Source organism: Blautia sp. CAG:257, from assembly GCF_000433815.1.
GTDB classification, from domain to species: Bacteria; Bacillota; Clostridia; order Lachnospirales; family Lachnospiraceae; genus Blautia_A; species Blautia_A caecimuris.
On record NZ_HF999074.1, the window covers coordinates 1 to 555 of the forward strand.

The 555-nt window shown below is 47.2% G+C and carries 1 protein-coding gene; it reads left to right on the forward strand.

Annotation, left to right across the window (positions count from 1 at the left end; translation table 11 throughout):
• Positions 1-339 precede the first annotated feature (339 nt).
• Positions 340-555 (forward strand): Y-family DNA polymerase (locus tag QVP40_RS09230; RefSeq protein WP_442852286.1); only part of this gene is annotated, 216 nt, incomplete at its 3' end.

Below are 555 nucleotides of genomic sequence, written 5' to 3' on the forward strand. Positions count from 1 at the left end.
ATAGAGAAGTTTATTTTAAAATAAAGAGAAGAAGTAAGACTCCCGGTGTTTTGAACACCGGGAGTTTTTGTGGCAATCGGATGGGGCTTATGGCTGGTAACAAAGGCCTATATCAGAGCTGTCAGCGCCGGGTCTGAAAAAATACGGGGAAGAAAATAGAACGGTATCAGTCACTGCTTACAGGTTACTGTCCCGCGAGGTGTATTGGTATGTATATGCCAGAATCCCGGGACATACAGGGCAAAATTCCTTCGCCGAAGGTCATTTGGAAGGTGTTTTCCCTGCTCCTATACAGGTCCGGCTCTCTGTGTTATGATAATTGCAGAAGGAGGCGCTTTTATGGAACGGGAAAATCACACATATATAGCCATTGATCTGAAGTCCTTTTATGCTTCTGTGGAGTGTCGGGAGCGGGGGCTTGATCCGATGAGGACAAATCTGGTTGTGGCGGACGGCAGCCGCACACAGAAAACAATCTGTCTTGCAGTATCTCCGTCTTTAAGAGCATATGGGATTCCGGGCAGGCCAAGGCTTTTTGAAGTGGTTCAGAAGGTC